A 24,281-nucleotide genomic window follows, 5' to 3' on the forward strand; every position below is an offset into this window, starting at 1 on the left:
GCCCCCGGTCGCGCCACAGCCGCTCTGACACAGCACGAAGGTCGAGCGCCTCGCCGCGCTGCCCGTGTACGGCGGTGCTGTACGCTCCGCTTGCCGGCCGCGCCACGCGTGGAGGCGCGAGGCCCCCATGCCCCGCCGGGCAGGATGGGTCTGCTTCGCGCTCGCACGCGCGTTCTCTACACTCCGTCATCCACGGCAAGATCGCTTTGCCCTCCGCCCTGCTCGGTTTCGACCGCCGAGGGAGATCCATGTGGTGCAGACGCCGACGCACAGCGCCGCCATGCGACCTTGTGAGCACAAGGCCGCAACAAGCGCTCTGCGGGAGCGCTGTCCGGGATTCCCAGGGTCCCGTCTTGAGGATACGCTCTGGGCATGCCCCGGTCCCTGGCCCAAGCGCGTCGCCCGAGAGGCACACCGACGCGTCTGGGAGACAGAGGCGGCACGGAGGTGCTCGATCGTGTTCCAGCCATCCTCGTTCGATCCACAACCCGATTCCCAGAGAAGAGACGGCGCGCGCGCTGCGGCCGCGCTCGCTGATCGACCCGCAGACTCCCGCCCAGCCTCCTCGCGCCGCGCCGGACGGATGCGAGGCCGCCTCGTCGGCGGGCGTTACCGGCTCGAGCTCCCGCTCGGGCGCGGCGCCATGGGCGAGGTCTGGCGCGCGCACGACAGCGTCCGGCACGGCGACGTCGCGCTGAAGTTCCTCGTTGTCGCGCGGGGCGGCCGGAACCTCGACGCGATCGAGCGGTTCCGCCTGGAGGCGCGGGTCGCGGCGCAGCTCGGGCAGAAGACCGGCGGCGTCGTCGCGGTGCACGACGCGGGGGAGGACCCGGCGGCGGGGCCGTACCTCGTGATGGAGTACGTGCGCGGCAGGTCGCTGCGGCAGCTGCTCCAGGAGCGGGGAACGATGCCGGCCGTCGAGGTGACGGCGCTCCTCCGGCAGCTCGGAGAGGCGCTGTCGGTGGCGCACGGCCTCGGCATCGTGCACCGGGACATCAAGCCGGCGAACATCCTGCTCATCGAGGGGAGCGACGGGCACCTCCGCGCCAAGATCGCCGATTTCGGGATCGCCAAGTGGGTCGGGCAGGATCGGCCTGTCGACTTCCGCCGCCGGACCGCGGACGGGGTGGTGCTCGGCACGCCTGCGTACCTGAGCCCGGAGCACACGTGCGACGGGCAGGCGGGCCCGCAGCTCGACCTGTGGTCGCTCGCGGTCGTCGCGCACGAGGCGCTGACCGGGCAGCAGCCGTTCCCGGGGCGCAACCTGGCCGCCGTGCTCGCGGCCATCCTGGTCAGCGGGCGCCCCCCGCTGGCCACCTTGTGCCCGGGCGCGCCGCCCGCCCTGGAGGCGTGGTTCGCGCGCGCCTTCGCCATCAGCCCGTCGGAGCGGTTCCCCAGCGTGGAGGCGATGATCGCCGCCTTCGCGGCCGCGGCAGGGGCGCCGGTGACGCCGCCGGCCGCGGCGCGGGGGCGGCGCTGGCGCGTCGCGGCGGCCGGGGTGGCGGTGGCGCTCGGGATCGCGGTGCCCGCGGCGCTTCTCTGGGGGCGGGCCGGGAGCGACGGCGCGCGCCGCGTGGACGAGGTGGTCAGCGACGCGGCGCGCGCTGCCGCCCGGGTCGCCGACGCCGCGCAGGCGATGACAGCGCGCCTCCTGGAACGCTAGGGCACAAACGCCCTGATCGTGGATCTCGCGCCGCTTCTGCCTCGCCAGGAAGCGGGCGCGCCGTCCAGGAACCGGGTGGGGCCGTCCAGGAACCCAGGCGCGCCGTCCAGGAACCGGGTGGGGCCGTCCAGGAACCGGGTGGGGCCGTCCAGGAACCCAGGCGCGCCGTCCAGGAACCGGGTGGGGCCGTCCAGGAAATGGACCGGGCCGTCCAGGAAACCGGGGGGGGCCGTCCAGCGAGCATGGCGCGACCTGTCTCACACGACAGCGGACACGCGGCCACGCTGCCCGGAAATCCGGATTCGGCGCCAACTGACCCAGGCGTTATTCGTACGCACAGCGCATATTCTGCGGAGCAGCCAGAATTCAACGCAAAGGCGCAAAGGCGCAAAGGCGCAAAGCCGCTCGGGTAGCCCTGGGGGATTGCTCCCCCAGGGCCCCCAGTCCCGGTAGGGACGACCCTTTCGGGTCGCCCCCCGGACAGAGCCCGGCGTGCAGATTTCCCGCACCGGGCTCCCACCTCCGGTCTACGGGCCAGCGAATCTTCGATCGGGCCAGGGGTGCACGACGCGCGGAGGCGGAAGAGGGTATCGAGCGTCGAGGTGCTTGAACTTGCTGACGGGCCATCGAGAGCGCTGGTCCCGTCGTTGAAGCTGACGGTACCAGCACCGCTGCACCTCTCGATGAAACGAGGCAAGCGCTCGATGGTTGGTGGGCACGCCGTAGTAATTGTCGTGCCCACGGATCACCGAGCAGAGCCACCCATGCTGCTTCTTCAGGGGCTCGTGCATCCGACGTCGCATCTCTTCGCGCAGCGAGATCATCTTCGCTGCGCGTTTCTTCCTGGCAGTGCGGCGCATCAGCATGAAACGCCTCAATCGCGACTCAGTCGCAATGTGGGTGAATCCAAGAAAGTCGAACGTCTCGGGCCGCGGGTGCCCGTCCCGCTCACTGTCCTTGCGGGCATAACGCCCGAACCGAAGCACCCGGGTCTTCTCCGGGTGTAGCTCCAGGCCGAACTTCGCGAGGCGTTCGGCCATGGCCGACTGCATCGCGCGCGCGTCCTGTTCGAACTGAAAGCCCAGCACCACGTCATCGGCGTAGCGCACGACGTAGACTTCACCTCGTGCGTGCCGCTTGCGCCATTGCTGAACCCACAAATCGAGCGCGTAATGCAGGTAGACATTCGACATCAAGGGGCTGATCCCACCCCCTTGCGGCGCTCCCTCCTCCACCGCGCGCAGCTCGCCTTTCTCCACGACGCCCGCGTGCAGCCACTTCATCAGCAGCCGCACCATGCGTCGGTCCGCGATCTTGTGCTCGAAGAACTTCTGCATCCATCCGTGCTCGATGGTGTCGTAGAACGCACGGATATCCGCATCGAGCACCCAGCTCACCTTCCTACTGATTGCCACCGCGAGAGCATCCAGGGCTCGGTGCTGCGACCGGCCAGGCCGGAAGCCGTACGAAAACCCGAGAAACTCTTGCTCATAGATGGGCTCCAGGATCATCCGCGCCGCTTGCTGGACGATTTTATCCTCCAGTGCGGGAATACCGAGCGGCCGCGTACGACCATCTCCTTTCGGGATGTGCACGCGCCGCACCGGTTGCGGATGATAGCTGCCGCGATGAACGCGGTCCTGAAGGTCGCGCAGTCGTGCGTCCAGATTCTCGCCGTACTTGCTCCACGTAACCCCATCGACGCCCGGCGCCGCATTCTTGTTCAGGCGTTCATACGCCGTCTTCAACAGCGGCACCTTGAGGTGGTTCAACAGATTGGTGAACCGCTCCCCTTTTCCTTGCTTCGCTCGCTGTCCGACCCGCTCCGTGGCCGTGAGCGCGCCTGCCCGGTCCTGAGCCCGGAGCGCGTTTCGTGGAGCGAGTTTCCCGTTGGCCGCGCGCTTTCCCTCCATCGACTCCTCGGGCATTACCCACGAGTTCGCCGACTTCTTGCAGGTTGGTACAGTGCGCGCGTCCGACTCCTTGAAGGACTGCTGCGGATTGCGGCCATTGCCTTCCCGCCCGTGCCACCGATCCACCATCGGATCGCCAGCCCCTTCGAGGTCTCCCGGTTCCCGTGCATGAGACATATGTGACCGTGCCGAACTCTTTGACCCCGGAGGGAGCGGCGGTTCCAGGTCCACGTTGTTCGGAACCTCGCCATGGCCATCCGCATGATCCGAATGCGTTGGCTCCCCCAAATGTAGTCGTTTCGAGGCTCGATCGCCCGGCTCGCTCACGTGCCCTCCTACGCTTCGCCTCGTGGGTCGCCCCACGCTGCGCAAGGAATGGACTTCCCAGGGGTGGACTCCTCCTGGGGTAGGACTTGCTCGATTCGTCGATGTTTCCTTCTCATCGTGCTCACCTACGTTCTCATGCCGGTTTTCCACCGGCGCACCAGATCCGGACGTGCGGGGCTACCGCATCCGGCTCTTCGCGACATGGATTCGCTACGCGGGTGAGTACGGCCTCGCGACCCGGGCAAGTGGGAGGGGGTAGCGTTCCAGCAGCATGTGCCTGCGGTCCCAGTTGATCCGCGCTCTCTGGGAGCGACGACCGAGCCACTTGCACCAGATGCCGATGACCCGCTCACGGAAGCGGCTGATCGCCTCGGAGTTCCCCGTGATGCCGAAGTACCCGAAGTGACCTCGCAGCTTCTGCGAGAGCGAGCGCTGCTGCTCCCCGATCGCCTGGTGCCGATGCTGCCGACACCACTCCGCGATCCGCTTCAGCGCGCGGCGGAAGCGATCGGAGGCGGTCTTCTGCTTGACCACCCACCTGCCTCGACGAGACAAGCCCCAGTAGTGGGTGAAGCCCAGCAGGTCGAACGTGTTGGGTCCACGATCCGATCGATCCTCCGGGGGAGGCCGACGGTCGGGCCGACGGAATTCGACGAGCCGGGTCTTGTCCGGGTGGAGCGCAAGGCCGTACTTGCCGAACCTCTTCGGGAGCACGGCCAGAACGCGACGAGCGTCTTCCTCGTGCGAGAACGCCAGGACGAGTCGAGTAGCCCGGGGGAATCGCACCCCCGGGCCCTCCCAGAACCGGACGTGAAGCTCTCGCCTCATCCGGCTCCTACGACCCAGCCTCGGGCCGGACGCCGAGCTGCCACAGGACGAACAACTTCGGATCCCGCTGCGCGATGCGCCCCAGCCAGTGCATCGACGCGCGCTCTCGACGTCGCAGCCGCTTGTACTTCCGTCGCGCCCATGCTGCGAGGGCCTCGTTGAGATGGCGAAGGACCTGGACGCACTTCGAGCGGTAGAACCGCCCGTAGTAGTTCATCCAACCCCGCACCACCGGATTGACGAGCTGCGCGAGATCTTCCAGGCGCTGGTTGTTCCTGGTCGACGCCATCCGCCATCTGCGGATGGTCTCGCGGACCGCCTTGGCTGCCTTGGTGCTCATCGCTGGCAGGAAGCTCACGAAGTGCTTCCCCCAGCGATTCTTCGCCCGTCGAGGTTGGAAGGTGTAGCCCAGGAAGTCGAACGCGACGTGCTCGAACTCCCCGCACCGATCGTCGTCCTTGCAGTAGACGATCCGGGTCTTCGTCGGATGAAGCTCCAGACCGCACTGCTCGAACCGACGACGGATGGCCTCCAGCACCATGCGGGACTGCCGCTCGCTCCTGCAGTGGACGATGGCATCGTCCGCGTAGCGCTCGAACGGGACGCTCGGGAAGGTCCTCCGCATCCAGTGATCGAACGCATAATGCAGGAATAGATTGGCCAACAGCGGACTGACGACCCCGCCTTGCGGCGTGCCCCTCGTACGCTGCTCCACCGTGCCATCCGGCTTCTGCACGGGGGCGCGGAGCCACCGGGCGATGTACAGCCGGATCCAGGGGTTGTCCGTGTGGTGCGCCACGGCGCGCTCGACCAGCTCATGGACCAGCGCATCAAAGAAGCCCTTGATGTCAAGGTCGATGATCCAGTCGGCGCTCCAGCATCGTCTCCTCGCCACCGCCACCGCGTCGAGCGCCGACCGACCGGGCCGATAGCCGTACGAATCCGGATGGAACATGGGCTCCACGACCGGATCGAGGACCATCTTCACGACCGTCTGCGCCACGCGGTCCCCCACCGTGGGGATGCCGAGGGGACGTGTGCCTCCGTTGCCCTTCGGAATCTCGACGAGCCGCACGGGCGGCGGAAAGTACGAGCCCGACGACATCCGGTTCCAGACCTTGTAGAGGTTGCCCTTCAGGTCCTTCTCGAACATCGCAAGCGACTCGCCGTCCACGCCCGCTGCGCCTCGGTTCGCCTTTACCCGCTGGTACGCATCCCAGACGAGCTGCTTCGGAATGTCGTAAGGCTTCGCCTCAGACATGGGCTCCTCCCGTTGCCGGTTGACCCATGCCCGCGGCCAGGTCGTTGGGCCCCTTCGCTCCGCCCGCGTTACCAGGCTTCAACGCTACTACGAGCCCATCCGCCCCTGCGCCCCGCATCGGTACTCTTCCCCCTCGTGGGTCCACCACTCGGAGTTCTCCCTTCGCATCGGAGCGACAGGTTCCCACGTTCCGCACGAGAGCCTGAGCCGGGCTCGCGCCGCCTTCATGCCGGTCACCGCTCGGGCAGCAAGCAGGAATCCCCCGAGCTTTGTCCCAGGCCAACGACTGGAGCCTGGTTTCGATGACGTCCCTACGCTTTCGACACGTCGTCAGCGGTTCACTCACGTTCGCCTTCCCGGCTCTCACCTGACGGGTTTGTCCCGCCTTTTCCGTGAACGCTCACCACCCGGGCCATTGGGCCCAAGCAGCTTCCGGTGGTTTGGGACCTGGCCCTGCGACCCGATCCCGAGGGGTCCTCCCTCATCTCTCGTGCAGCAAGGCTGCTTCAGGCGGCCATCAAGGCCTCCTTTCCGCGCCGTCGTGGCGCACAATCGTCCGCGTACCGGATGAGAAACGCGCGGCCTTGCAGCCGCGGCTTCACCTCCTGCTCGAACCACACGTCCAGCACCTCGTGCAGGTAGACGTTCGACAGCAGCGGCGAGATCACGCCGCCTTGAGGCGAACCAGACTCCGGGAAGGACACGGCCCCGGATTCCAGCACGCCCGCATGCAACCACTTGCCGATGAGCCGCAGCAGCACCCCATCGCGCACCCTTCGACGAAGGATCTCCTGGAGGTGGCCATGGTCGAGGGTGTCGAAGAACTTCCGGATGTCGACCTCCAGGACCCAGCCGCCGCCCATGCGCATCACCTGGTCACGGAGCGCGTGCAGCGCTTGATGCGCCGAGCGCCCCCTCCGGAAGCCATACGAGCCGTGTAGAAAGTCCTGCTCGTAGATCGCCTCCAGCACCATGACGACCGCGCGTTGCAGGACCTTGTCCTCGAAGGTCGGGATGCCGATGGGCCGCGTCTGCGACCCGTCCCCCTTCGGGATGAGGACCCGCCTCACGGGCGGCGCGCGGTACGTGCCGGACTTCGCGCGTTCATGCAGCGACCGGAGGTTGTCCTCCAGGTGCGCCGCGTACTCGTCCGCGGTCTGCCCGTCCACGCCCACAGCGCCGTCCTTGCGCGTGCGACGGTACGCCTCGCGCAGCCACTCGATATCGATGTGGTGCGCGAGCGTCGTGAACGCCGTACCAGGCGCTTCCCTCGCCAGCTTCGCTATCTGCTCGAGTTTCGTGGAGATGTTCTGGGAGCCCGGTGTCTCCTTCATCTTTCCCTCCAGCAGCCCCATGCCCCGGCACCCCCTTCCCTCCACGGGGTCCCTCGGGACGGTTCCCCCGCTTCATCGGTACTACGAGGTGCTCGGACGCCTCGTCACCCTTCCCGCCTCGCTTCGTTCCCTTCGCTCGGCGGTACCGCACCCGCCGTTGCGGCGGGCTCTTCTCGGAGGCGACGGGGCCTCCCAGGTTCCTGGGGAACCCTTGCGTGCACGCCCTGGTCTCCGACCCCGGGGGGTCCAACGCGCCGAGCCCTTCGCCGCGCGCGGCGTTCCAGCGCGCCGGTGTTGCCTTCCGCTCCTTTGACAGCTTGGGCACCCGCCGAGCATTGCATTTCGAGGCTCAATACAAGGCTTTCACGCTCGCTGTCTACGCTTCGCAGCCCGGGGTCTGCCCTCCGGACCACGCAAGACTCGCTTCCGGCTGGGGGCTAGCCTTGGCCGGGGAGATCCGCAGGACCTCCATGGGTTCCATCGCAAGGTTTCAGCTTTCTACATGAGCTTCCTCCTCGCCCAGGCTTGCCTGGCGCACCAAAGGCGCAAAACAACGGAGGGGGAAATAAATGAGAATGAGATGGCCAAGATCGTCGGCGACGCGGCGCTCGAGGTGCATCGCAGCCTTGGAGGTCCGGGGCTGCTCCGTGGTCAACGGATTGCAGGAATGACTTTCCCCCTCCCTTGCTTTTTTGCGCCTTTGCGCCTTTGCGCCTTTGCGTTAAATTCCGGCTTCCCGTTGCCAAGAAACGGGCTACGCCACCCCTTCAGCGACCAAGGTGCTGGAGTAGACGGCCCAACCCGCGGATGCACCCGACGCTGCGCCCAGCCGCATAGCGGGGCTGATCAGCCGAGGAGCGGCCGGAACTCGTCGGGCAGGACGCCCCGATCGGCGGCGCTCCGGAGCGCGTCGCGGCAAACGGCGCACGCCGGGGCGTGCTCGCGGTAGCTGTCCGTGACGCCGTCGACGCGGAAGATGCCGGCGGCCGCGGCCTCCGTGTCCGGGTGCACGTGGAACTGGACCGGCACGCCGAGCGCATAGAGCGGCTCGCCGTCGCGCCGCAGCACATAGAGCGAGAAGGACGCGTCGTCGCCCGTGCGCCACCCGTCGATGGAATAGAGACAGGGCGCCTCCCCCGCCTCGCTCGCGTGCCGGCGAAGAAAGCACATGTCGCCCGCGTACGAGACGAGCTCGTCGAGGTCGGTCGCCACCGAGACGGGGATCGCGCGCTCGAGCCACCGCTCGAAGGTGAGCCACACGGCCGCGAGGACCTTCGGGTCGGAAGCAGCGTGCTCGTCCACCACGAACACGCCGTCGGAGGCGCTCGCCTCCGTGGGACCGCGCACGCCGTAGATCGACGCCAGGGCCGAGAGCGCGACCTCGGCGTCGAGCGGCGCGCCGGCGCGCTCCTCGTCGCACGCGGCCGCGAAGACCGCGGCGTCGATCTGGGTGGCGAGCCCGGCGCGGCGCAGGCGCGCGAGCGCGTCCTCGGGGAGCAGGAGGGTCGTCATGTCGTCATGTCATCCGGCCGATGCCACCGCGGGAGCTCGGCTCGCACCCCCGGGGCACCCTCGCGGCATGGTGCACGATCCCGCCGTGGAAAGGTAGCGCCGCCCGATCCGGCGCCGCCCGGTCCGGCGCCGCCGGAGGCCGAGCCCCCGGAAGACGCGCCGGCCGCCGGCTCGCTCAGTAAGCCAGCGCTCGGCAGTGAAGTTCGACCCTCCGGATCTGCCCCGCGACCGTGTCGTACCGGAGATCCAGGCCCGCCATCACCTCCTGGGCCGGGCAGCTCAGGGTCACGATGCTCCCGGCGTACCCGATCGCCCAGGGCGTGTAGGAAGGCGCGGCGACGTCGAGGGCCATCCCGGTCGCGTCCTTGTGAGCGTACGCGATGCGCACGTCCTTCACGTGGGTGTTGCCGCCGCCCACCCTGAGCTGCAATCCGATGGGATAAGAGTCGATCGCGGGGACCTGAGCCCAGCGCAGGCCGGGGCGGTAGCTGGCCGCAGAGAAGATGTTCGCGTACCCGAGATTGCCGGTCCGCGGAAGGGCGGGAGCCGGGAGGTCGAACTCCCGACACATGCCGTTCATGCTGGCGATGAACTCGGCCGGATTGGCGATGGGCTCCTCGTTCACGCTGAGGTCAGTCAGCATGTATCCTTCACCGTAGTCGAGGTTGCAGTGAATGAACCCCGAGGCGAGATTCGCGACAAGGCCCGAATTCCACGTCGTGTTCGACGCGACGGTGCTGACGGTCCAGCTCTCCGAGAGGGGCGGGGCGTCCACCGCGAGCTCGGGGTCGGTCGCGTCGACGGCGCAGCCGGCCGCGAACAGGGCGAAGAGCGCGAATGCAGAGCGAACGATGCGCATGACGATGTCTCCTCAGCTATCTTGTTGTCGAGGCAGCGGCGCCGGCCGCCCAGCGGGCCAGGATGGCCCGGTCGCGGCAGCGCCCCGCGACGCCGCGACATCGCAAGCACCTTGCCAGCGCCGGGCGGACGCGACGCCGTGGCACCCGCCACGGCCATCGCGGCGGCGCCGCGCGCTCCGCGGAAGACCCTCGACCCGGCAGCCCGCTCGTCGGCGCGCGGCGGATGCCATGAATGCGGCCCTCGCGGCACGGCAGCGCCACGCCGGCGCCCCCTGACACACGCCGGCTGTCCCCTGTCACATCGCCCCTGTCACATCGCCCCCTGTCACATCGCCCCCTGTCACACCCCCTGTGGCAGGGACAGTGGCAGCGCGCCCCCGTACCCGGCCGCGGCGCCGCTCAGGGCGCCACCCGGCGCAGCGCGCCGCCCGCGGCCGGGAGCGGCGCGCGCTCGCTCGTCCCGGCGAGCCTCCCGGCGAACGCGTCGGTCACGAATACCCCCGCCCCGGTCGGACCGGGCGCCCAGCGGCGCAGCGCCTCGGGCACGGCCGCGTGCAGCAGAAGGCGCGGGAGGACCTCGGGGCTCGCGCCGGCCCGCGCGCCGAGCTCCGCCCAGAGCTCGAGGACCCACCCGAGCGCCCGCTCCGGCGCGCGTTCGTACGGCGCGGGCAGCGTCGCCAGCAGCGCGTCGGCGCTCTCGACCACGAGCGTCGCCCCGATCCGGAAGAGCGCCGCCCGCGCCGCCTGGAGCAGGCGCTCCACGTCGGCGAGCGCCTCGTCGCCGGCGTCGTCCGGCGCGGCCAGCCGGGCCTCGACGAGCAGCGCGGCGCCGGGCCCGCGCGGCTCGTCGACGCCGCCGGGCGCCGGCGCCGCGCCCCCGGCGCCCGGCGCGGCGACGGCCCCGCGCAGGGCCGCGAGCAGCTCGGAGACGCTCGCGTACCTGTCCGCCGGCTCCTTCGCGAGGCAGCGGCGCACCACGGCGTCGAACGCGGCCGACACGGGGGCGCGCTCGCTCGGGCGGGGCGGCGGCGCGCGCAGGTGCATCTCCTCGGTCTCGACCGCATCCGCGCCCTGGAACGGCAGCTCGGCCGTCACGAGCTGGTAGGCGAGCAGGCCGACCGCATAGATGTCCGTCCGCGCGTCCACCGCGCCGCCGAGGATCTGCTCCGGCGCCATCGTGAGCGGCGTGCCGAGGATCAGGCTGCTGCTCTTTTCACCGCGCTCGCCACCGCGCTCGCCACCGCGCTCGCCACCGCGCCCGCTCCCAGGCGGGCGGAGGAGCTTGGCGATGCCGAAATCGACGAGCTTGATGCCCCGCGCGCCGCCCCCGCCGGCGACAGGGCGGATCATGACGTTCTGGGCCTTCACGTCGCGGTGCACGACGCCGATCGCGTGCGCGGCCGCGAGCGCGCCGCCGACCTCCTCGAGCAGCGCGACCGCCTCGGGCGGCGAGAGGGCGCCGCGCGCGCGCAGCTCGGCCGCGAGGCTCCGGCCCTCGACCCACTCCATCGCGATGTACGGCCGGCCGTCATCGAGCGCGCCGACGCCGCGGACCTCGACGATCGACGGGTGCCTGAGCCGCGCGAGCACCTCCGCCTCCTGCTGGAAGCGCCGGAGCATCGCCGGCAGGAGCGACAGCTCGCGGCGGAGCACCTTCAGCGCGACCGCCGCGCCGCCCCCGAGCGGCCAGGCGCGGTGCACGACGCCGAAGCCGCCCGCGAGACGCACCTCGTCGAGCCGGTAGCCCCCGACCACGGCGCCGGCGGGGAGCGCGTCGCCGGCGGCGGTCGTCTGCAGCTCCTCCGGGCGACCCGAGATGACGGCGGTCTCTTCAGGGATGAGCTCGGCAGGCGGCACCATGGCAACCTACCCCAGTATACTCGCGCCTCATGCGCTGCTCCGAGTGCCATCGCCGCCTGCCCGGGCAGGCCGGCGCCGCGTGCCCGGGGCACCCGCTCGCGCCGCCGCCGGTGAGCGGCGCCGCCGAGGCGGTCGATCCGCAGCCGCCCCCGCGCATCCCGGGGTTCCGCGTCGAACAGATGCTCGGCGAGGGCGGGTTCGCGCGCGTCTACGCGGCGACGCGCGAGGACGACGGCCGCGCCGTGGCGCTCAAGGTGGCGCGGCGGCAGGACGACGGACGGATCGCGCGCGAGGCCGCAGCGCTCGCCCGCCTCGCGCCCCCGCTGGCGCCCGCGCTGCTCGGCCGCGGTCACGCCGCCGACCGCCGCCCGTTCCTCGCGCTGGAGCGGCTCGAGGGCAGCTCGCTCGCGTCGCGCCTCGCGGATCTGCCGGGCGCGGGCGCGATGCCGCTCGAGGAGGCGGCGGCGCTCGTGCACGCGCTCGCGGCGGCGCTCGACGCGGTGCACGACGCCGGCCTCGTGCACCGCGACCTCAAGCCCGAGAACGTGTGGCTGCGGCCCGGGGGCGAGGTGGCGCTGATCGACTTCGGCCTCGCGGCGCCGGCGCGCGATGCGGACGGCGCGAAGGGCGCGCTCGGGCCCGACCTGACGCGCACCGGCGCGGTCCTCGGGACGGCGGCGTACATGGCGCCGGAGCAGTGCCTCGGCGCGGGCGGCGTGGGCCCACGGGCGGACGTCTACGCGCTCGGCGCGGTGATCTTCGAGCTGCTCACCGGCCGGCCGCCGTTCGTGGGCGAGGCGGCGGAGGTGCGGCAGGCCCATGTGGCGCGCCGGCCGGATCCGCCCTCGTCGTTCGCGCGGCTCCCGCCGGCCGCCGACGAGGCTGTCCTCCGCTGCCTGGCGAAGGACCCCGAAGCTCGCCCGGCCCGCGCGAGCGACGTGGCGCGCGCGCTCACGGCGGCGCTGGAGGCGCGCGCGGCCTCGTCCAGCGGGCGCGCAGCCAGCGCCGACGCGCGCGCGCCCGCCACCGGCCAGCGCCGGCCGGTGGCGCTGCTCGCCCTGCGCGCGGGCGAGCGCACCGGCGCGCTCGCCGTCGTCGCCACAACGCGCGCGGAAGGCGGCATCCTGGCGCGCTTTCGCGGGGAGCACACGGTGCTCGCCTTCCCCGCCGCCGCGGGGCCGAGCGCCGGGGTGCGCGCGGCGGTGCGCGCAGCCCGGCGCCTCCTCGCTGCCGGCCTGGCGGCGCCACCGCTCGTTGTCCAGCTGGCGCAGCTCCGGGTGCGCGAGGGCGCGCACGGCATCACGCTCGCGGGCACCGCGCTGGAGACCGCCGAGGCGTGGGGGGCCGGCCCGGAGAACGCGGGCGCCGCGCCGCCGATCCTCCTCACGGCCGAAGCCCAGCGCGCGCTCGCGGAGGACCCGCACGACACGCCCGCCGATCCGCACGACACGCCCCCCGATCCGCACGACACGCCCCCCGGCGAGCCCGGCGAGACCGCCCTGCGCGGACGCGACGCCGCGCTCGCCGCGGCCGTCGCCGCCGTGACGGAGGCGCTCGCCGGCGGCGGGCCGGCGCTCGTCACCGTGCTCGGCGCGGAGGGGCACGGCAAGACCCGCTTCCTCGGCGCGCTCGCGGCCGCGCTCCGCGCCGGCGGCGCGACCGTGCACGCCGCGGACGCCCCCGGACCGGAAGAGGCCGAGCGCGGCGCGACCCTCGTCGCGCTCCTGCGGGCCGCCCTGGACCTCCCGGCCAGCGGCGCGCTCGACGCGACCGTCGACGCGGCGCTCGCCCGCCGCCTGGGCGCGCCGGAGGCCGCCCGCGCGTGGCCAGCCGTGGGGCTCGCCTTCGGGCGGATCGCCGGCCGGGCTCCCGCGGCCGCGCCCCTGCTCGAGGCGGCGGGCGCGCGCCGCCACGCCGAGGCGCGGGCGCTCGCCGCCGTCCTCGCCGCCGCCGCGCCGCTCGCGCTGCTGCTCGACGACGCCGACCGCGCGGACGCGGCCGCGCTCGACGCGCTCGAGCTGGCCACCGCGGAGGGCAGCCCGGCGCGCCTCGCGATCGTGCTCGCCGCCCGGCCGTCGATCGCCTCGCTCCGTCCGGGCCTGGGCGAGCGCGCCGCCCGCCGCCTCACGCTCGACCTCGGCCCGCTCGACGCCGAGGCCGCGGGCGCGCTCCTCCAGGACCACCTGCGCCCGGTGGAGTTCGTCCCGCGCGCCGCGCTCGATCACCTGCGCGCGCTCGGGCGCGGCGTCCCGCGCGATCTCGTGGAGGTCGCCTGCGCCCTGCGCGTCGGCGGCGCCATCCGGCGCGCCCGGGGCGGCGAGGGCTGGACCCTCGCGCCGCACGAGCTGCTCTCCCTCTCCGCCGCGCCGCTCGGCGAGCGCCTCGCCGCGCGCGCGCTCGCGGCCTTGCCGCCGCCGCTCGTGGACCTGCTCGAGCGCGCGGCGATCCTCGGCGACGACCTCTCCCCGGCCGAGATCGAGGGCGCCCTCGACGCCCCGGGCGCGCCGCCGCCGGCCGGCGCGCTGGACCCCGGCGTCGGCCTCGCGCGCCTCGCCCGGGCCGGCGTGCTCGTCGCGCTCCCGACGTCGCCGCCGCGGTACGCCTTCCGGCACCCGCTCCTGCGCGAGGCCGTCGAGGCGCGCATCCCGCCCGCCCGCCGCCGCGCGCTGCACGCCGCCGTCCTCCGGCGCCTCCTCGGCGCGCCGTCCGCCGCGGGATCGCGCGCCCGGATCGCCCGCCACGCCGCGGCCGCCGGCGACGCCGCCACCGCCGCGGAGGCGCACGCCGACCTCGCGGAGGAGGCGCTCGCCCGGCACGACGTCGTCGAGGCCGAGCAGCGCTTCACCGCGGCCCTGCGCCTCTTCGACGGCGGCGACGCCGCAGCCCGCGGCCGGGCCCTCGCGGGCCGCGGCCGGGCGCGGTACCGCCTGCAGCGCCTCGGCGAGTCGCTCGCCGATCTGCGCGCCGCCCGGGCGCTCGCCGAGGCCGCGGGCGACCGGGCCCGCGCGGCCGAGCTCCTGCTCGAGGAGGCGACCGCGCTCGACTGGCTCGAGGACTTCCCCGCCTCCGCGGCGGCCGCGGCGCGCGCGGCCGAGCTCTGCGCGGGCCTCGGCGACGCCCGCCTCGACGCGCGCTGCCTGCTCGGGAGCGGCCGCTCGGACTGCCGCGGCCAGCGCGTCGACGACGGGATCCCCAGGCTGGAGCAGGCCGCCCGCGGCGCGCTCGCCCTCGGCGACCACGAGGCGCACGTCATCGCGCGGCTGCTGCTCGTCGGCTCCCTCTCGGTGGCCGGCCGCCTCGACGAGGCCGAGCGCCACGGCGAGGCCGTCGTCGAGGCCTGCCTGCGCGCCGGCGACGCCTTCCACCTCTGCACCGCGTACATCAACCGGCTCTTCATGTGGGTGAAGCGGCGCGACGAGGGCCGCGCCCTCGAGGACCAGCGGGAGGCGGTCCGCCTCGCCCGCGAGCTCGGCCACGCCCAGCTCGAGCGCATGGCCACGTTGAACCTGTCCGAGCTGCGCTACTGGATGGGCGCGCTGGACGAGGCCCTCCCGCTCGCGCGCCGCAGCCTCGACCTCCAGCGACGCTTCTTCAACCAGCGCCCTTCGCCGGACGACGCCCTCCTCCTCGCCCGCATCCACCTCGCCCGCGGCGCGTACGACGAGGCGGCCAGGCACCTGGCCGAGGCCCGCGCGAGCCTCCCCGCGCTCGACCTCACCCCCTGTGCCCGGACGCTGGCACGCCTGGTGCAACAGGCCCTGGACGACCGGGCAGCCGGTCGGTTCGACGCTGCGGCGTGGCGCGCGCTCGTGCAGGAGGCGCGGCACACCGCGATCCTCCATGAGCACGCCGAGGCGCTGTACGGCGCGGTCCTCTCCGCCCTCCGGGCGGGCGCCGCGGGCGAGGCGCTCGTGTTCCTGGAGGAGGCGAGGGCGGTCTCGGCGGGCTTCTGGGAGCAGCGGTTCGACGAGATCGAACGCGCGCTCCTCACGCCCGGATCGCCCGTCACCGCGTGAACCGGTCCGCCGTTTCGCCGGGACACAGAAAGGAATCTGACCACGTCATGATCTACCGGATCCATGGATGGCTTGTGCTCTGTCTCGGGCTCTCGATCGCCGGCGCAGGCGCGGGGTGCGTCGTCTCCGACGGCGACGCCCCCTCGCTCGACGGGCCGCTGGTCTCCGTGCGGGGGGCCGGCACCGGGCCGGCCCCCACCGGGCCGGCCGGCACCGGGCCGGCCGGCAGCGCGTCGGCCGGCGATCTTGTCGCGTCGTGGGTGGACGCGGTGCAGGGCGTGTATGGCAACGGCCTCTCCGCCAGGGCGCTCACCCGCAACGCGCTGATCACGAACGCGCGCGCCAATCCCGTCATGGTGCGCGTCCCGCTCGCGACCGAGAGCTACGCCGACATCGGCGGTGAGCCCGAGCTCCTCTTCCAGCTCCGCCACGAGCCCACGCGCGAGGTGATGCGCTATCTCGCCTCCTGCGCCCTGGAGCCGGACCAGAGCCTCTCGTATACCGACACATCGACAGGCGAGAAGACCACATTTCCGGGCGAGATCGGGATCTGCCCTCAGTGGGCCACGGGCCCGGCGGGGGCGAAGTGCCGGCAGCTCATCACGGCGTGCCTGCTCTCGCGGGTGAACGCCGTGGGCCGCAATGTCACCCTCTCGATGCGAGGCCAGGCGTTCCCGGAGCATCGGCCCGGGCTCCTCACGCCGGCGCCGTCCGTACGCGCGGTGACCGTCACGGAGAACAGCGATGTCATCCCGAGCTTCGCGCGGTGCACGACCGAGGTCTCGGGCGCATCGCGCGACTGTGGCTGGACGGCCGGGCACATCGGCTCCTGCACCCCGGGCTCGCACGTGTACCTCGGCGTCGGCGGCGAGCCGCTCGGCGACTGTGATGCCGACCCATCGAGCGCCGTCGGGCTGTCTCCCGGCGACACGGTCGTCCGCGTCTGCAGCGGCATCCGCGGCTGCGACACCAGCTCACCCGACCACATCGAGCCGGGCGAGGCGCGGTGCAGCGGGCGCAGCGAGCCCGCGCTCCACTTCGTCTGCCCCGCCAGCGGCCACTTCAGCGTCATGAACGGCCCGCGGACGAGCGGCCCCGCCGCCGGCGCCCCGGGCCTGGGGAGGGTCCTTGGCGCGCTGGTCCAGCAGCACAAGCGCTTCAGCGTCACGAGCCACCCGCGGCCGCACCCCACGCCGCCGCCCGGCGCCGTCTCCATCCTCGAGGCATCGTTCGAGGACGCGGAGTATCCGGCGCCGGAGGCGCGCGTCTTTCGCTGGCGCGAGGGCGCGTTCTACGGGAGCTTCTGGGGCGAGAACCCGCTCAACGACCTGCTCACGGCGGGGTTGAACGAGGTGACGAAAGACGGCGTATTCCATGGTGCTCGGGCCTCCGGACAATCCGTGTTTCGACATGCCTTCGCCTGCACGGGCGAATACTGGACCGATCAGGCAGCCTACGTGGAACACCGCCTCTGCGCCGGCGCCGGGGAGGAAAAAGACTGCGTCGCGATCTCCGTGGGCGCCTGCGGCGACGCACACGCCTTCACGGACTGTCCGCCGCTCGATCAATGCTCCGTCGCCGACGGGGGGCTCGTCGAGGGCGACGGCGATTTCCAGGAGTGCAAGGGCAGCCTTGGGGGCACATGGCACCATCCGATCACGGTCTATCTCAACCACCCGTCCGACGTCATCCGGGACTCCCCCTTTGCGCGGTTCGTGTCCGGCGCGCTGTTCATCGACGCGCCGCTCTGCCGTTGAGCGGCGGCCGCTCGGCCGTCCCGCGGCGCGCTCGGCCCTTCCGCGGGGCGCTCAGCCGTCCCGGTAGTCGCCGGGCTCGATGCCGTGGCGCGCGATCCAGCGGTGGATCTGCGTTCGCCCCTTGCCCATCGCCCTCGCCACCGCGCTGATGTTCCCCCGGTGCTCGCGGAGGAGGCGGATCAGCGCCTCGCGCCGCTCCGGATCGTCCGCGCCGGGCCGCGGCCGCTCGCTCGGCGGGGCCTCGGGCCTCGAGGCCTCGGGCGGGAGGCTGCTGCGCGGGACGGCGACGGGCGGCGGCAGGTGATCGAGCTCCACCCGGCCGCCGCCCGCGAGCACGATCGCGGTCGCCAGGCACTTCTCCAGCTCGCGGACGTTGAGCCGCCACTCGCGCAGGAGGAGCACGCGCGCCGCCTCGCAGCTCAGGGAGATCTCCCCTGCCCGGTCCGGGGCGGCGCGGCGGAGCAGGGCGGCGATGAGCAGGCCGAGGTCCTCCCGGCGCTTTCGCAGGGGCGGCAGCTCGAGCACGAACCCCGACAGGCGCGCGAAGAGATCGCCCCGGAAGTCGCCGCGCTCCACCATCGCCGGCAGGTCGCGGTGCGTGGCGACGACCACGCGGAGGTCGACCTTCACCGGGCGCGTCGCGCCGACCGCCACGACCTCCGACTCCTGCAGCACGCGCAGGAACGCGGTCTGCGACGCCGCGGGCAGGTCGCCGATCTCGTCGAGGAAGAGCGTGCCCCGATCGGCGCTGCGGATGAGGCCGGGCCGGTCCTCGCCCGCGCCCGAGAAGGCGCCCTTCCTGTGGCCGAACAGCTCGGACTCGATGAGGCTGTCGGGCAGCGCGCCGCAATTGATGGCGACGAACGGCCCGGGCCGCCCCGAGAGCGCGTGGACGGCGCGCGAGACGACCTCCTTGCCGGTGCCGCTCTCGCCCTGGAGGACGACGGGGATGCTCGCGGGCGCGACGGCCCGGAGCGACGCGAAGCGCTCGGCCAGCGCGGGCGAGAAGGTGGCGAGCCCGAACGGCTGATCCGGCGCCGAGGTCGCGTCGCAGAGCGCCTCGTCCGGCGCGGCGATCTCGCGGAACAGAAAGAACGTGTGCCCGAGCTCGATCAGGTCCCCCTCGGCCAGGAGCGCGCTCCGCTGGGGCACGCCGTTCACGAAGGTGCCGTTCGTCGAGCCGAGGTCCTCCAGGCGGAGCCGGCCGCCCTCGCGCGTGATCCGCGCGTGCCGCGACGACACCCAGCCGTCCTCGAGGCGCACGTCGAGCAGCGCCCGTTCCCCCTCGGTCCGCCGGCTGATCGAGCGCACCGGGCCTCGCCCGAACCCCACCTCGTCGACCCCGTCGAGCGGCAGCCGCGCCGGCGCGTCCAGCGGCCGCTGGCACTGCAAGACGAGGAACAGGAACGGCCGCGGCTCGGCGCCCGAGCCGGCGCGCCGCTGGGTACGGACCAGCGTCGTCGGCTCGTCGCGCGCCGCGCTCATGGCGCCGCTCTCCGCCCGCGGGAGGACGCACGCGGAGGCGGCGCCGGGAAGTCGACCTGTGCCTGCATGCCCCAGGTCGACGATCTACCATGCCCCGCCGGCCTGCGGCGCTTCATGGTGCCTCGCGGCCGTGTCGCCGGGCGCGGCGCGCCCCCGGGACGTCAGGGTCGCCTGATCGCGGTGAGCAGCGGTGTCGCGGTGATGCCGCGCCTCGAGCTCCGCCCGCCGGCCGGCCGCCGCGCGGGGCGATCAGCGATACGGCCCGTGCGGGCTCGGCGCCGCGAGCGCGGAGACGATCGCGATCGCGCGCTCGATCCGGTCCCGCCCCGTCTCGAGCTGGCCGAAGATGAGCGTGACCGCGGCCTCGTCGCCCACGACCGCCGCCGGGCGGAGCGCGGCGATCTCGCGCCGCAGCTCGTCGCCGAGGCGCTGCGCCACCCGGTCGGGCGCGTCCGCCTGCAGCTCGTAGGCCCGCGGCAGAGCGTCGTCGCCGGACGGCCCTCGGCCTTCCCTGGCCGAGCCGCGCCTGGGCCGTCGCCTCAGGGAGAATCGCTCCGAGGGCGACGCGGCGCGGGCGGCGCGGACGCGGGTGCCGAAGGCGCCCGTCTTCCCTTCCCGGCCGAACTCCACGGTGAGCCGCCTGCTGCGGTGCTCGATCTCGATGGTCATCTCGCCCTCGGACGAGGCGGCGCCCGACAGCAGGCGCCCGCCGAGCTCCTGCGAGAGCGCCCGCAGCTCCTTCGTGAGCGCCCGGCCGCGGCCCGCGACGAGCGCGGCGGCGCGGATGGCGCTCACGAGCTTCTCGGCGTCGTCCTCCAGCCCGGCGCGGAGGGCGGTGAGCCGGTGCGACTCGAGCGTGAGCTGGTAGTCGGCGGCCGCGCGGAGCGCCTCGCGCAGCGGCGGCGAGAGCCACCAGCGCGCGAGCGTCGGGATGCTGGCCTTGACGACGAAGGCGCCGTCCAGCGCCGGGTCGCCGACGTCCACCTGCCTCGCCCGGAAGGCCCCGCCGCTCGCCCGGCGCAGCCGCTGCTCGTGGACCCGGAGCCTGAGGCCCGACGGGTTCCGCGCCGAGCCGGTGATGCGGGTGTGGTACCGCACGACGGCCGCGTCGCCGTGATCGATGTCGTGGTCGACGAGCAACGCGACGTTCTCGAAGACCACCGAGATCTGCATCCGGGGGTCTCCCCGCTGGCCCGGCCCTGACTTGAACTCGCCGCCGACCAGGGCCGCGGCGCGCTGCCAGATGGGCCGCGCGATCCGCCATCGGGCCTCGGCTGCCCGCCTTGCGTCCTGACGCGCCTGCGCGAAGCACCTCGCGAGCCCCGCGATTCCCGAGAGGATCATCAGGACGAAAATGGGCTCCATCCTCCGCCATCCTATCCTCCCCGCCGGGCGCGCGCCCAGGCGTGAAGCGCCGGATTGCTGGCGCCGCGGTCGCAATCTCGAGTCCGGCGCGGCCCTCGAGAGGGCTCGGGATCTACCGGTGACCGACCGTCGCGCCGGGGAGAAGGAAGCCCGATGGAGGGAGGACAGGGAAGTTCGATGTGGGAAAAGGAAGTTCGATGTGGAGGAGAGAGAGAGGTAAGTTCAAACGCTTCGGAGACGTCAAGTCCCAGCTGCGGGCCCTGCCCTGGGTTGACAGAACATCTCTCTATGCGATCCGGCCTCTCTGGAAAAGCGACACCGCAACAACAACTTATCTATGCATCGAAGGGGCGGCCTCCACTCAACAGCCTTCTGGAGTTGACATCCGTCATGTGAGCGTTCACATTGACGCTCGTCGGTATTCTTTTGCTTCGAACGATGAGATTTAGATCTCCACCGAGCTCCTCGGAGCGCTGAGCCTCAGCGCCGCGACGATGCCGTCCCGAGGGGGGTCGGCACGTCGGACGACAGCCCGCGCACGGGGCTCGACTCTGCCGACAACGGCTCGACAAAGGACACCTGACCGACGCGGTGGAGGAGAGGAGGTCCAACCGCTTCGGAGACGTCAAGCCCCAACTGCGGGAGCTGCCCTGGGTTGACAGAGCATCTTTCCATGTGATCCGGCCCCATGGGAAAGCGACACCATATCAACGACTCATCCATGGGTCGAAGGGGCCGCCTTCACGCCACAGCCTACGACATGCCCGCTTGGGTACAGGAGAACCTCATGAGAATGCGATTTGAACGATGGCCCCTGCTGGCGACGCTCGCGCTCGGCGCGTGCGTCTCCGCCGAGCCGCTCGATGAAGACGGCTACGAGTTCGACGAACTGGCTGAAAGCATCACCATCGATACCGCGGCGACCTACACGATCGTCGGCGTCCAGAGTGGAAAATGCGTCGAGGTGGCTGGAGGCAGCACCGCTGACGCAGCGGCCTTGCAGATCGCCAGCTGCAACGGCTCGACGCGGCAACAGTTCCGCATGGAATCGACAGGCGGCAGCTACTATCGCATCCGCAACGTCAACAGCAACCGTTGCATGGACGTCGCGAGCGCCTCCACCAGCGACGGCGCCCGCATCCAGCAATACTCCTGCTGGAGTGGGGAAAACCAGCAGTGGTCGTTCACGGACGTCGCCGGCGGCGTCGTGCGCCTCACCGCGCGCAACAGCGGCAAGTCCCTGGACGTCTACGGCCGCGGCACCGCGGACGGCACCGCCGTGATTCAATGGGCGTCGAACGGCGGGACCAATCAGCAATTCCGAATCACGCCCGTGAGCTCCGGCGCGGGCGGCGGCGGCGGCGGCGGCGGCGGCGGCGGTGGTGGCGGCGGCGGCAAGTTCGTCGGTAACATCACCACCGGCGGGCAGGTGCGAGCGGATCTGTCCCGATACTGGAACCAGATCACCCCGGAGAACGAGGGCAAGTGGGGCTCCGTCGAATCCACGCGGGACGTCATGAACTGGGCCGGCATGGACCGAGTCCGGAATTACGCTCGCGAAAAGGGCATCCCCTACAAGGGCCACACCCTGATCTGGGGTGCCCAGCAGCCGGGCTGGCTCGCCGGTCTGTCGCAAAGCGAGCAACGCGCAGAGGTAGAAGAGTGGATCCAGGCGTTCTGCCAGCGCTACCCGGACGTCGCCATCATCGACGTCGTGAACGAGCCGCCCCCGCACACCACCCCGGTGTACATGAACGCCCTCGGCGGCGCGGGATCGAGCGGCCACGACTGGATCGTGCAATCGTTCAAATGGGCGCGGCAGTACTGCCCGAACGCCACTTTGCTGCTCAACGACTACAACAACATCGAGTACAGCAGTGACAATCAGAACACGATCAATATCGTCAACCGTATTCGGGCGGCAGGGGCTCCCATCGACGGCATCGGGGCTCAAGCCCACGCAGCGTTCTCGATGCCGACCAGCACGGTGAAAGGCTTCCTCGACCGGCTCGCCGCCACCGGTCTACCGGTTTACATCACCGAGTACGATATCGCCCTGGCGAACGACGCGCAGCAGCTCAGCGTGATGCAGAGCCAGTTCCCCATGTTCTACGACCATCCGAGCGTGAGAGGCATCACGCTGTGGGGGTACGTCAGCGGCCAGACGTGGGTGGCCAACACAGGGCTCATGAGCAGCAGCGGCCAGATGCGGCCCGCCATGTCCTGGCTGATGAACACCCTGGGGCGCTGACGCGCGTATCGTCGAGATCCGCGCGTCCGGAGCTCGCTGCGCAGACTCGCCCGCCTGGTCGCAGGTCGCGGAGTCTACCCGTAGGGCCAGAGTTTGCGCAGCCGATCCCGGGCGCCTTCGAATGAGTCTTGCTTCCCGCTTCGTATGCCTTTGAACAGAGGGGATAATGATGAGAATCCGATTCAGACGATGGTCGCTGGTCACGACGTTCGCCGCCACGGCTGCGTGCGTCTCCGCCGAGCCGCTCGATGAAGACGGCCACGAGTTCGGCGAACTGGCTGAAAGCGTCACCATCGACACCGCGGCGACCTACACGATCGTCGGCGTCCAGAGTGGAAAATGCGTCGAGGTGGCTGGAGGCAGCACCGCTGACGCAGCGGCCTTGCAGATCGCCAGCTGCAACGGCTCGACGCGGCAACAGTTCCGCATGGAATCGACAGGCGGCGGCTACTATCGCATCCGCAACGTCAACAGCAACCGGTGCATGGACGTCGCGGGCGCCTCCACCAGCGACGGCGCCCGCATCCAGCAATACTCCTGCTGGAGTGGGGAAAACCAGCAGTGGTCGTTCACGGACGTCGCCGGCGGCCTCGTGCGCCTCACCGCGCGCAGCAGCGGCAAGTCCCTGGACGTCTACGGCCGCGGCACCGCGGACGGCACCGCCGTGATTCAATGGGCGTCGAACGGCGGGACCAATCAGCAATTCCGAATCACACCCGTGAGCTCGGGCGCGGGCGGCGCGGGCAGCGGCGGGGGCAGCGGCGGCGGCGGCGGCAGCGGGGGCGGCGGCGGCAGCGGGGGCGGCGAAGGCTGCGGCTTGCCCACCACCTTCCGCTGGAAGTCGAGCGGCACGCTGGTGAGCCCGAAGTCCGACGCGACTCACAATATCGTGTCCATCAAAGATCCGACGGTCTCCTTCTTCAACGATCGATGGCACATCTACGCCACCACGGCGAACACCGCCGGGAACTGGCAGATGACTCACCTGAGCTTCACCGATTGGTCCCAGGCCGCGTCCGCGCCGCATTACTACATGGATCGCACGCCTGGCTTCAGCGGCTATCGGTGCGCGCCGCAGATGTTCTTCTTCAAGCCTCAGAACAAGTGGTACCTCATCTATCAATCGCAGCCGCCGCAGTTCTCCACGACCAGCGACCCGAGTCGCCCGGAAACCTGGACCAGACCCCAGAACTTCTTCGGGTCCACGCCGGCCGGCATGCCCAGCCTGCCCATCGATTACTGGGTGATCTGCGACAGCGCCAGCTGTTACCTCTTCTTCACCGGCGACGACGGTCGGATGTACCGCAGCCAGACCACCGTGCAGAATTTTCCGAACGGGTTTGGCCCGATCTCGATCGCCCTTCAGGACTCGAATCGCAACAATCTGTTCGAGGGGAGCTCCACGTACAAGATCAAAGGCATGAACAAGTACTTGACCTTGATCGAGGCCATCGGCCCGACGGGCGCCAGGTTCTATCGCTCATTCACCGCGGATCGCCTCGATGGCACGTGGACCCCGCTCGCGCATACCTGGAACGCGCCGTTCGCAGGTCAAAACAACGTCACCTACGCGGCGGGCGTGGCTGACTGGAGCGATGACATCAGCCATGGCGAGCTGGTGCGCGATGGCAACGACGAGACCGCGACGATCGACACCTGCAATCTGCAGTTCCTGTATCAAGGACGCAATCCGAGCTCGGGCGGCGAATACTCGCAGCTCCCGTATCGCCTCGGCTTGCTGCAGGCGGAGCGCTAGCCTCGCGCGCCCGAGATCCCGCCAGAGAAACCGGTCGACATCGAGCGGTCTCCGAAAGGTGCTCGACCGGCGTTTGCCCCGGGCCGCCTCTCC

General features: G+C 71.4%; 14 protein-coding genes. 5 read left to right on the top strand and 9 right to left on the bottom strand.

The genetic code is table 11. The features are described from left to right. The first annotated feature begins 583 nt into the window (after positions 1 to 583). A complete protein-coding gene (locus tag WME75_RS24215; RefSeq protein WP_437475745.1) occupies positions 584 to 1,663 on the top strand; it encodes a serine/threonine-protein kinase in 1,080 nt (359 codons plus the stop codon). Between the two features lie 527 nt (positions 1,664 to 2,190). Here WME75_RS24215 and ltrA (WME75_RS24220) read toward each other — a convergent pair. The 7 genes from ltrA (WME75_RS24220) to WME75_RS24250 form a co-directional block, all read right to left on the bottom strand. Further along, entirely contained in the window at positions 2,191 to 3,705 is a 1,515-nt protein-coding gene (gene ltrA / locus WME75_RS24220) for a group II intron reverse transcriptase/maturase (RefSeq protein ID WP_437475746.1), read from the bottom strand. A 408-nt stretch (positions 3,706 to 4,113) separates the two neighbouring features. Then, positions 4,114 to 4,731 (bottom strand): group II intron maturase-specific domain-containing protein, encoded by a 618-nt coding sequence (locus tag WME75_RS24225; RefSeq protein ID WP_437475747.1) that lies wholly within the window; start codon positions 4,729 to 4,731, stop codon positions 4,114 to 4,116. Positions 4,732 to 4,738: 7 nt separating this feature from the next. Then, complete coding sequence (gene ltrA / locus WME75_RS24230) at positions 4,739 to 5,992, bottom strand: group II intron reverse transcriptase/maturase (protein WP_437475748.1); 1,254 nt, start codon at positions 5,990 to 5,992, stop codon at positions 4,739 to 4,741. Between the two features lie 506 nt (positions 5,993 to 6,498). Continuing rightward, a complete protein-coding gene (locus WME75_RS24235) occupies positions 6,499 to 7,326 on the bottom strand; it encodes a reverse transcriptase domain-containing protein (RefSeq protein WP_437475749.1) in 828 nt (275 codons plus the stop codon). Between the two features lie 846 nt (positions 7,327 to 8,172). Beyond that, positions 8,173 to 8,838 (bottom strand): hypothetical protein, encoded by a 666-nt coding sequence (locus WME75_RS24240; protein ID WP_437475750.1) that lies wholly within the window; start codon positions 8,836 to 8,838, stop codon positions 8,173 to 8,175. A 175-nt stretch (positions 8,839 to 9,013) separates the two neighbouring features. Then, complete coding sequence (locus WME75_RS24245) at positions 9,014 to 9,697, bottom strand: hypothetical protein (protein WP_437475751.1); 684 nt, start codon at positions 9,695 to 9,697, stop codon at positions 9,014 to 9,016. A gap of 400 nt (positions 9,698 to 10,097) precedes the next feature. Further along, positions 10,098 to 11,558, bottom strand: a complete 1,461-nt coding sequence (locus WME75_RS24250) for a serine/threonine-protein kinase (protein WP_437475752.1) — start codon at positions 11,556 to 11,558, stop codon at positions 10,098 to 10,100. 29 nt (positions 11,559 to 11,587) lie between these two features. On the opposite strand from WME75_RS24250, the gene WME75_RS24255 reads away from it, so the two are divergent. Together WME75_RS24255 and WME75_RS24260 are read left to right on the top strand one after the other, a co-directional pair. Next, complete coding sequence (locus WME75_RS24255; protein ID WP_437475753.1) at positions 11,588 to 15,574, top strand: protein kinase domain-containing protein; 3,987 nt, start codon at positions 11,588 to 11,590, stop codon at positions 15,572 to 15,574. A 47-nt stretch (positions 15,575 to 15,621) separates the two neighbouring features. Then, positions 15,622 to 17,331 (top strand): hypothetical protein, encoded by a 1,710-nt coding sequence (locus tag WME75_RS24260; RefSeq protein WP_437475754.1) that lies wholly within the window; start codon positions 15,622 to 15,624, stop codon positions 17,329 to 17,331. A gap of 51 nt (positions 17,332 to 17,382) precedes the next feature. On the opposite strand, the gene WME75_RS24265 is transcribed toward WME75_RS24260, so the two are convergent. Both WME75_RS24265 and WME75_RS24270 read right to left on the bottom strand, forming a co-directional pair. Continuing rightward, a complete protein-coding gene (locus WME75_RS24265; RefSeq protein ID WP_437475755.1) occupies positions 17,383 to 18,816 on the bottom strand; it encodes a sigma 54-interacting transcriptional regulator in 1,434 nt (477 codons plus the stop codon). 249 nt (positions 18,817 to 19,065) lie between these two features. Continuing rightward, positions 19,066 to 20,181 (bottom strand): hypothetical protein, encoded by a 1,116-nt coding sequence (locus WME75_RS24270; protein WP_437475756.1) that lies wholly within the window; start codon positions 20,179 to 20,181, stop codon positions 19,066 to 19,068. A 787-nt stretch (positions 20,182 to 20,968) separates the two neighbouring features. Between WME75_RS24270 and WME75_RS24275 the strand changes: the two genes are divergently transcribed. Then, the gene (locus WME75_RS24275) at positions 20,969 to 22,432 is read left to right on the top strand and encodes an endo-1,4-beta-xylanase (protein ID WP_437475757.1); all 1,464 of its coding nucleotides are present in this window, start codon (positions 20,969 to 20,971) and stop codon (positions 22,430 to 22,432) included. A 166-nt stretch (positions 22,433 to 22,598) separates the two neighbouring features. After that, the gene (locus WME75_RS24280; RefSeq protein ID WP_437475758.1) at positions 22,599 to 24,188 is read left to right on the top strand and encodes a non-reducing end alpha-L-arabinofuranosidase family hydrolase; all 1,590 of its coding nucleotides are present in this window, start codon (positions 22,599 to 22,601) and stop codon (positions 24,186 to 24,188) included. Positions 24,189 to 24,281 lie beyond the last annotated feature (93 nt).

Origin of the sequence: Sorangium sp. So ce1014 (assembly GCF_051521505.1) — a bacterium.
Taxonomy (GTDB): domain Bacteria; phylum Myxococcota_A; class Polyangia; order Polyangiales; family Polyangiaceae; genus Sorangium.